This is a genomic window from Bacillus sp. UNC41MFS5 (assembly GCF_000686805.1).
Genome location: NZ_KK366017.1, coordinates 1,151,401 through 1,160,807, shown reverse-complemented (window position 1 = coordinate 1,160,807; position 9,407 = coordinate 1,151,401). Strand labels below are relative to the sequence as shown.

At 39.9% G+C, this 9,407-nt stretch carries 9 protein-coding genes; all 9 read right to left on the bottom strand.

Features of this window, described 5'->3' with window-relative positions; translation table 11 throughout:
- Positions 1-226: 226 nt before the first annotated feature.
- Complete coding sequence (gene kynA, locus BR30_RS0121925) at positions 227-1,075, bottom strand: tryptophan 2,3-dioxygenase (protein ID WP_026566863.1); 849 nt, start codon at positions 1,073-1,075, stop codon at positions 227-229.
- Positions 1,076-1,123: 48 nt separating this feature from the next.
- On the bottom strand, positions 1,124-2,545 hold the full coding sequence (locus tag BR30_RS0121920; RefSeq protein WP_035445789.1) for an amino acid permease: 1,422 nt from the start codon (positions 2,543-2,545) through the stop codon (positions 1,124-1,126).
- A gap of 23 nt (positions 2,546-2,568) precedes the next feature.
- Positions 2,569-3,840, bottom strand: a complete 1,272-nt coding sequence (gene kynU, locus BR30_RS0121915; protein WP_442852990.1) for a kynureninase — start codon at positions 3,838-3,840, stop codon at positions 2,569-2,571.
- A gap of 387 nt (positions 3,841-4,227) precedes the next feature.
- The gene (locus BR30_RS0121910; RefSeq protein WP_026566860.1) at positions 4,228-5,016 is read right to left on the bottom strand and encodes a 2-keto-4-pentenoate hydratase; all 789 of its coding nucleotides are present in this window, start codon (positions 5,014-5,016) and stop codon (positions 4,228-4,230) included.
- Positions 5,017-5,062: 46 nt separating this feature from the next.
- Positions 5,063-5,842, bottom strand: a complete 780-nt coding sequence (locus BR30_RS0121905) for a 2-keto-4-pentenoate hydratase (protein WP_026566859.1) — start codon at positions 5,840-5,842, stop codon at positions 5,063-5,065.
- 69 nt (positions 5,843-5,911) lie between these two features.
- Positions 5,912-7,378, bottom strand: a complete 1,467-nt coding sequence (locus BR30_RS0121900; RefSeq protein WP_026566858.1) for an aldehyde dehydrogenase — start codon at positions 7,376-7,378, stop codon at positions 5,912-5,914.
- Positions 7,371-7,844: a RidA family protein gene (locus BR30_RS0121895; protein ID WP_026566857.1), complete on the bottom strand. Its 474-nt coding sequence runs from the start codon at positions 7,842-7,844 to the stop codon at positions 7,371-7,373. Before BR30_RS0121895 ends, BR30_RS0121900 begins: the two co-directional genes overlap by 8 nt.
- Before the next feature lie 23 nt (positions 7,845-7,867).
- On the bottom strand, positions 7,868-8,878 hold the full coding sequence (locus BR30_RS0121890; RefSeq protein ID WP_035445786.1) for an amidohydrolase family protein: 1,011 nt from the start codon (positions 8,876-8,878) through the stop codon (positions 7,868-7,870).
- Positions 8,863-9,402, bottom strand: coding sequence for a 3-hydroxyanthranilate 3,4-dioxygenase (locus BR30_RS0121885; RefSeq protein WP_026566855.1), 540 nt, complete (start codon positions 9,400-9,402; stop codon positions 8,863-8,865). The genes BR30_RS0121890 and BR30_RS0121885 overlap by 16 nt, the downstream gene beginning before the upstream one ends.
- Positions 9,403-9,407 lie beyond the last annotated feature (5 nt).

The window sequence follows — 9,407 nt, the reverse complement described above, 5'->3', positions numbered from 1 at the left end:
GTTACCGCTGATCCCATTTTTCTGCCTTCACGGGCATCATACGCTTCCTATGGTTACCGCTGATCCCATTTTTCTGCCTTCACGGGCATCATCCGCTTTCTATGGTTACCATTGAACCAATTTTCCTTCCTGACTGGAACTAGAAACACCGATTAATCTTATTAAAAAAAACCGCAAACCTAATAACAAGGTTTGCGGCCAATTGTACCTTTTTAATCTATTCAATCTAAAGCTTCGTTCTTAAACTCCAAAGCTCTGGGAAAAATTGTTGGTCTAGTGCTCGTTTTAAATAAGACACTCCAGACGATCCACCTGTCCCCTGCTTATGACCGATAATTCTCTCTACGGTACTCATATGGTTAAATCGCCATAATTGCTGTTGATTGCCGATATCTACTAATTTCTCTGCCAACTCGTATAAATCCCAGTATTGATCAACATTTCGATAGACGGTTAGCCATGCCTCCTCAACACTTGCGTTTGGCTCGTAGTTTTTGGACAAATCCCGATTACGAGCTTCATGATCGACAGGTAATCCACGTGCAACGAGTGCCTGGATTGCAGCATCATAAATACTTGGTTGATGCAGGGCCGCTTGCATTTTTTCATATAGCTCTGTTTGATGTTGATAGACTGCTAGTGTATGAGCATTTTTGTTGCCTAAAGCAAATTCAATCAACCGATTCTGATAAGACTGGAACCCTGAGGATTGACCCAATTTATCCCGAAACTCTAAGTACTCCGCAGGTGTCAGTGTCGAAAGCACACTCCATGACTGAATCAATTGCTGTTGTATTCGCGAAACCCGGGAAAGGATTTTGAATGAAGGCTCCAAATCGTTATTTTGTATATACCCAATGGCCGCTGTCAATTCATGAATGATTAATTTCATCCATAGTTCACTAGCTTGATGGATGATGATAAATAACATTTCATCATGGTGATCGGATACCCGATGCTGACTAGATAAGATCTTATCTAGTTGAAGATAATCCCCATAGGACATCGATTTCTGAAAATCGGTTTGAATCGTTTTCTCTAGACCGTTGTTTGCGCTTTTTTCATGTGAGTTCATAATATCCTCCCGCTATATCCTCTTTTTGTGTAACCTTAATTTTACGTTCTAATTTACCTTTTTGTTAAGTATAGGATCTGACTCGTTCTTTTCAGGATTGTTTTTTCTTTTATTAAGAATAAAATAGGCAGCAGTTAAAAATAACAACCATGGAACACCGAATTGCAGCATGATTTTAAAACCTGTAAACCAAGTGGTAATCATTAAACTGAGCAAAAGGACCGCTCCTAATAGCGTCAAGTAAGGAAATCCAGGCATTTTAACCGGCAATTTCCGGCCGCCTGATTTCTCCCACTTTTTTCTGAAAAACAAGTGGGAAACAAAAACCATAAACCATGTGAAGATAGCACCAAACATGGAGATTCCCATCATAAAGGCGTACGACGAGTCAGGTAATAATGCGTTTACTGCTGCAGCAAGAAATATCCCCAATGTAGAAATGGCAAGAGCACTTAACGGAACTCCTTTTTTGCTTAATTTACCTAAAAAGGCAGGTGCATAATTTCCTCGTGATAGAGAAAACATCATTCGTGTCGAAGCATAAAGCTGACTATTCATGGCCGACAGAGCAGCGGTTAATATAATAAAATTCATAATTCCACTTGCACCTGGAATATTCAAGAGTTCCATTACTTTTACGAAAGGACTTTCTTCCACTCCTGCTGATTTCCACGGAACAATCATTAACATAATGCCAATAGTAATAATATAAAATGTCGATAAACGGAAAACAGTTGCCTTCAATGCTTTAGGTACCGCAACATCTGGGTCCTTCGCTTCTCCAGCAGTAACGGCAATCAACTCCGTCCCTAAAAAGCTAAATAGAGAAATAAAGATAGCGACCCACATTCCCCACATGCCGAACGGTAAGAAACCACCTTCATTAACGAAGTTCTCAGGTCCCATTTCCGGCTTAGCCGACCCTCCAATGAAAACATATGCTCCAAGGAGAATGAATCCAACGATTGCACTGATTTTAATCATCGAGAACCAATACTCAAATGTTGCAAATGTATTCACACTTGTTGCATTTACATAAATTAGGACAGCGGCGAACAATAAAATCCACACAAACCCAGGGACACCTGGAAACCAATATTTCATATATACTGCAATGGCACTTACTTCTACCCCAACAGCAAGAACATTTGCAATCCAATACGAATAGCGGACCAGATAACCTGCGAACGGGCTTATATACTTCTCAGATATTGTTCCAAACGCCCCTGAAGTTGGATGGGCCACCGTCATTTCTGATAAACATCCCATTAAAAGTAAAACAATGAATGCACCAATCGCGTAACTGATTAATACGCTTGGACCAGCTGTACTAATCGCAAGTCCACTGCCAAGGAAAAGACCAGTTCCAATCGCACAACCCATCGCAATCATAGTCAGTTGACTGGTTTTTAATTCACGCTTTAACCCTCTTTCTGAGCCATTTTCATTTTTCAAAAGATTGTCCGCCATATAATTCCTCCTCTAACCTTTAGTTAAGCAACAACTTCACGTTCATTTTTAAACTGTTCATATTGCTTGTCAGTCATAATTTTCTTAAGAATCTGGACGACTTCCCAAACCTCAGTATAAGAAGTGTAAAGAGCAACAGGAGCAAGACGAATGATGTTTGGTGCACGGAAATCTGGAATGATCCCATTTTCTTTCAACGCTTTACAAATTCGTGCTGCTTCTTTATGTTCTAAACTTACATGACCACCACGTCGAATATCTTCGCTAGGATTTCCAATCGTGAATCCGAAGTCATGCAGCTCTTGGTTAATTAAATCCATTAAGTATTGATTGATGTTTAAAGACTTAGCACGAATATTTTCAATTCCTGCTTCTGCAAAAATCTCCAATGCGCCTAGTAACGGGGCAAGACTCAAAACATGTGGTGTCCCTATTTGATAGGCTCCGGCTGAATCAGCAGGTGTTAGAGAATGCTCCATGTCAAATTGCTTCTCTTTTTTCGAACCAAACCAGCCAGCCAGTCCAGGGGCTGTCCCAAAATGTTTAGAATTCACATATAAACCGCCAACACTGCCCGGACCACCATTTAGGTGTTTATAATTGCACCAATATGCAAAATCAACGCCCCAATCACTGAACGAATGCGGGATGGCTCCAATCGAATGACAACCATCAAAACCGATTAATATCCCTCTTCTGTTCGCTTCAGCTGTCAGTCGCTTCATATCCAAGATTTGGCCGCTTCGATACAGTACAGTTGGTAAAATGATGAGTGCAATCTCATCGGTCATCGCTTCGATAATATCTTCTTCCTCTAAAAAGCGCCCATCTCGGCTTTTCACTCGAACAAGATGTGTATCTGGATCAAATCCATGAATGCGAAGCTGACTTTGAAGCGCATAAATATCTGATGGAAAGGTTAATTCATCAGCCAAAATTTTTGTCCGCTTTCCTTCCGGCTTATAAAAAGTAGCGACTAGTTGATGTAAGTTAACCGTTGTGGAACCCGTAACAATTACTTCATTAGCTGCAGCACCAACTAAAGGAGCCATCATCTCTCCTAGTTTTTCCGATAAAAAAAACCAAGGGTGTTTTCCATTTGTCCAACCGTCAATCCCATGCTCTTTCCAATCATTTAATGATTCCAGCAATGTCTTTTCTGCTCTTTTCGAAAGAAGTCCTAGTGAATTTCCATCCATATAGATGGAATTCGGTTTTATGTAAAATTCTTCCCTAAATCTATTAAGGCTATCTGCATTATCCAATTGTTGTGCATACTCTAAAGTTAACAACAGTGTATCCTCCAATTTTTTATTAATTAGTCTTTTTTATGAAAGATTATTGCTTTATTTAAAAAGTAAAACTGTTTGGTTGGTGAATATATTATTAACCAATAGTCGATAACGTCGATTCTATTTATCTAAGATGACGGACACGATTAAATCCTTTTCGTTACCGTCGACTTCATTTTTCTAAGGTGACGGGCACGATAAACTCCTTTTCGTTACCGTCGACTCCATTTTTCTTTTGTCACTGGCACCATTAAAATCTATGATTATCAAATTCTAGTAATTTTTTTCGGAAATATTTAATTCTTCATAGAAATAAGTTAAGGTAATTGGTTGTCTATAAAAACAACAAATTTTACAAAAACAGCCTTAAATTAAATTGTAGCAGTCCGATTATTTGCTAGTAAAAGATACACTGCCTAGTTCCGCAAATTGTGCTAAAATTGTATCCCCTGGTTGAAAGCTAATGGCTTCTGTTATTGCGCCGCTAAGCACGATATCACCTTTCTTTAAACCCTGCCCAGATTCTCCGAGTTTGTTTACAGCCCAAGCAACGGCAGCAGCTGGATCACCTAATACAGCCGCACTGGTCCCAGTAGTTGCAACCTCTGAATTCTTAGAGATGTATACACCAATATCTTTCAAGTTTAGCGCATCCGGCGACACCCATTTGTTACCTATAATAAATTTTGAAGAAGAACAATTATCAGCCACAACATCTACCAGTGTAAACTTGAAATCTAAATAACGACTATCAATAATCTCGATCGCTGGTGCTACATATTTTGTCACCTTTAAAATATCATCAGAGGTAACATTAGTGCCTTGGATATCTTCATTAATCATGAAAGCAATTTCGGGTTCTGCCTTAGGATGAATGAAACTGCTAAATTGAACTGGTTCCCATTCAGGTGCAAGCATATCATCCATTAAATACCCGTAGATAGCTTCATGGACACCCATCATCTCCTGCTTTGCCTTACTGGTCAAGCCGAGTTTTACACCAATTCGGCGAAGCCCCTCCTTTTCTTTTTGCTCGATTAGTTTTTGTTGTATTTCATAGGCATGCTCAAATGTTAGAGTTGGATAATTTGTGGTAATTTTTTCAACTTCCCGCTTGTCTTTTTCTGCAGCTAATAGGTAGTTTACGATTTCTTGTTCTGTTCCTTGCAACAGTGACATAATGGAACCTCCACTTTTAATTTTTTTTATTCGGTGAAAAACTCTCTTACTCAAATGTTACAGATACAGTTCCTAATGGGCCAAAATCTGCAACAATCATGTCGCCTTCTTTTACTGCAATAGCACCGGAAAGTGCTCCGGGAAGAATTAACTCACCTGCTTTAAGAGTAATCCCGAATTCATGTAATTTATTGGCTAACCATGCGACTGCTTGTGCCGGGTGTCCTAGAGCGGCCGTCCCAACTCCTGTAGCGACAAGCTCTTCATTTTTATATAGGACCATTCCTTGAGTTCGCAAATCCAATCCTTCAATGGTGCTCAGCTTTTCCCCGACGACTACTCTTGCTGAGGAGCCATTATCAGCCACTGTATCAACCAATTTGATTTTCCAATCAGAAATACGGCTGTCAATAATCTCGATGGTAGGTACTACATATTTGGTAGCCATTAACACATCTAGATAGTTCACATTTGGACCAACCAAGTCATGTTCTAAAATAAAACCGATTTCCGCCTCAACCTTCGGACTGATCAACTCAGCAATTTTCACAGTTGCTTCATCTGCTATTTTCATAGTATCTAACAGGTGGCCATAATCAGGCTCATCGACGCCAAGCATTTGCTGCATCGCAATACTTGTTAGCCCAACCTTTTTCCCAATTACTTTATGTCCTTCTTTTAACTTTTTATCGATGACTTCTAGTTGGATTTGATAGGCATCGCCTACAGTCAGCTCCGAATAACGTTCCGTAAGTGGAGCGACAGAATATTGATGACTTTCTGCATCAATTAATTCTTTCGCAATTCCTTCTACTAATACTTCCATTTCTTCCTGCACCTTCCTTTTCTATATTAATAGTTAAAAAGTGGCCTTTCAGCCACCTTTTGCTTTATTTTATAATTTCATTGTAATTGTTTTGGCTTCTGTGTAAAATTCAAAACTATGACGTCCGCCTTCACGACCAATTCCGCTCGCCTTTGAACCACCAAATGGTGTTCTTAAATCACGATAATACCAGCAATTGATCCAGAATAAGCCTGAATCGATTTGAGAAGCTACCCGATGCGCACGTCTTAAATCATTTGACCAAACTACACCTGCTAAACCATAAATCGAATCGTTAGCAATTTGAATCGCTTCTTCTTCCGTTTTAAATGGAATGACGACTAATACCGGGCCAAATATTTCTTCCTGTGCAACTCTCATTTTGTTATTTACATCATAGAGCACGGTTGGCTCGTAAAAGTTCCCTTCTGACAATCCTGCCACACGCTTACCGCCTACAGCAAGTTTCGCACCTTCAGAAATACCAATTTGCACATAGTTATCAACTGTTTCTAGATGACCTTTTGATATAAGCGCACCCATATCCGTCGTTTCATCCAATGGGTCGCCCACTTTGATGTTCTTTGCAGCTGCAACAAATTTTTCAAGGAATTTATCATAAACCGATTCTTGCACTAGTAATCGAGAACCAGCTAAACAGATTTCCCCTTGATTTCTAAATATCGCTTCTATGGAGCCCGCGACAGCTTCATCTAAGTCTGCATCCTCAAATACGATATTGGCAGATTTCCCGCCCAATTCTAATGATACTGGAATTAGTTGTGATGCTGCATTTCTCATTACCGTTTTACCAGTAGAACTTTCCCCGACAAAGGAAATTCTGCGAACATATGGATGAGTGGTCATTGCCGTTCCTACTGTTCCACCTGGACCTGTCAGTATATTCAACACGCCCGGTGGTAATCCTGCTTCGTTGGCAATTTCACCTAACATGACTGCACTAAGTGGTGTATAGGATGCTGGTTTAACAATCACGGTATTACCAGCCGCTAACGCAGCGGAAGCTTTCCATGTCATTTGCATAAATGGTAAATTCCAAGGAATGATTAAGCTTGTCACACCAGCCGGAGCGTATTTGGTATAGCTCATATGCTTGGATTGTTCGTAATGCTCATGATTCAAGTATTTTGCCATTTCTGCAAAGAATCTTAAGTTTGATGCTGCGCGAGGGATATCAAAATCTCTGCTTTCTCTAATCGGCTTCCCTACATCTAATGTTTCAATTAACGCTAACTCCTCGACTCGTTCCATGACAAGATCCGCCATTCGGCAAAGAATCTTTGCTCTTTCCTCAACTGGCATTTTACTCCAAATACCACTATCATAGGTGCGCTTGGCAACCTGTATTGCTCTTTCTACATCTTGCTCACTTGCACTAGCGACTTCTGCTAATTTTTGATTTGTGGCTGGATTAAGTGTGTCAAAAGTTCCCCCTGAAATAGCGCTTACATATTCTCCATTGATAAACAACTTGGCATTGTTAATTTGTATCTGTTTTTCTATGACCTTACTCACCGATTTCACCTTCCCAAACTTCTACAATCATCTCGACCTCGACTGCATTATTGTGTGGAAGTTGTGCCATCCCTATTGCTGATCTCGCATGTCTTCCCTTTTCACCAAACACTTCCACCAACAAATCAGAGGATCCATTCATGACCTTAGGATGGTCTTTAAAATCAGTCGTGCTGTTGACCATACCAAGGATTTTGACAATCCGTTTCACTTTGCTAAGATCGCCGAGTTCATTCTTGATAACTGCTAATAGATTAAGCATACATTGTCTTGCTGCTTGATAGCCTACTTCTATCGATACATCCTCACCAAGTTTTCCCCGGTATTCATCAGTACCTTGTCCTGATGTGAAAATTAGATTCCCGGTTCGTACACAGCTAACATAATTACCAGATGCGGGGCGGAGAGCCGGCAGCTTTATTCCAAGTTCCTCTAATCTCTCTTCTGGAGTCATCACTTTGTCTATCATCTTTTCATCCTCTTTTCCGATTAAATTAGTAGATTAACTGGTAAATTTAAAAATCTAAGTGCATTTTCACCTAACATCGCCCGTTTCTGTTCTTCACTGAGGCTGAGTGTGTCATCAATAATCTTTCCTGGTGGTGTTTCCCGCAGTAAAAATGGATAATCCGACCCCATAATCACTTGTTCAGCACCAAATTTTTCGACTAAAAATTTGATATTAACAGGGTTATTTACGATTGAATCATAGAAAAATTTCTTGGCATAAAAACTTGGCGGCTTTTCCGTAAGCTGCAAATGCGGCCACACATTCCAACCATGATCAAGTCTTGGAAGAATGTAAGGTAATGAACCGCCTCCATGAGAAAAACAAATTTTTAGTCTTGGAAATTTCTCGATAACACCGCCTAGGATTAAACTAGCAGCAGCTAGTGCTGTTTCACTTGGCATTCCAACCGTATACATTAAGTTATGTGAGGAAAAACGTTCTCCACCCAGTGTTTCCCATGGATGAATAAATATAGGGACATTCCATTTCTCACACATCGCAAAGAAATCGATTAACGATTCATCGTCTAAATTTTTACCATTAATATTTGTGCCAATCTCAACCCCTTTTAAGCCAAGTTGATGTACACATCGGTCTAGTTCAAGAATCGCTTCTTCGACATTTTGAAGAGGAACCGTCCCTAGACCAATAAACTTGGTTGGATGTTTAGCTACTGTTTCAGCGATGAAGTCATTTTGAAATCTAGCCATAGCTACCGCTTCTTCTATAGGTGCCCAATAGGAGAACGTAACGGGAATTGGCGATAAAACTTGTATATCTACATTTTCTACATCCATATCGTGAATCCTTTTTTCTGGACTCCAAACTTGGTCGGTCACTTCACGGAACACCTTTCCGGATACCATGATATTGGCACCGCATGAACATGTAGGCTTTAGGACCGGCCACTTATCATTTTGGAACTTCGCCGCAAAATCAGGGAAATTTTCAGGGATGATATGTGTATGAAAATCTACTCGCATTTCCATTCACTCGCTTCTTCAGCCATAATATGACCACAGTTCTTGCAAGTCCGAAGTTCTAAATTACTGTTAAATCCATGAATTGCTTCTTTTACCTGCACTTCAATATTTGTTAATTGAACGGTAACGCGGTGCATTTCATGATCACATTCATCACAGAACCAAACAAAATCCTCTAATTCCCCATCTGCTCTGTCACGTTCAATAACGATCCCGATGGTATCTGCGACCCGATGCGGGGAGTGGGGAACATTTGGTGGGAGATGAAATACTTCTCCTTCTTTCACGGTAATTACTTCTCTTTTGCCTTCCGCATTAATAATTTCAACGTAGCAATCACCTTTTAATTGATAAAAAATCTCTTCAGAAGGGTCCACATGAAAATCACGTCGTTTATTTGGGCCTCCGAGGACCATAAACATTAGTTCAGAATCCTTCCAAATCACTTTATTATTTACTGGCGGCTTAAGTAAATCCTTATTTTCTTCAATAAATCCCCAAAGGTTAATTGGTTTTAAAGAGTTTGTCATAGAAA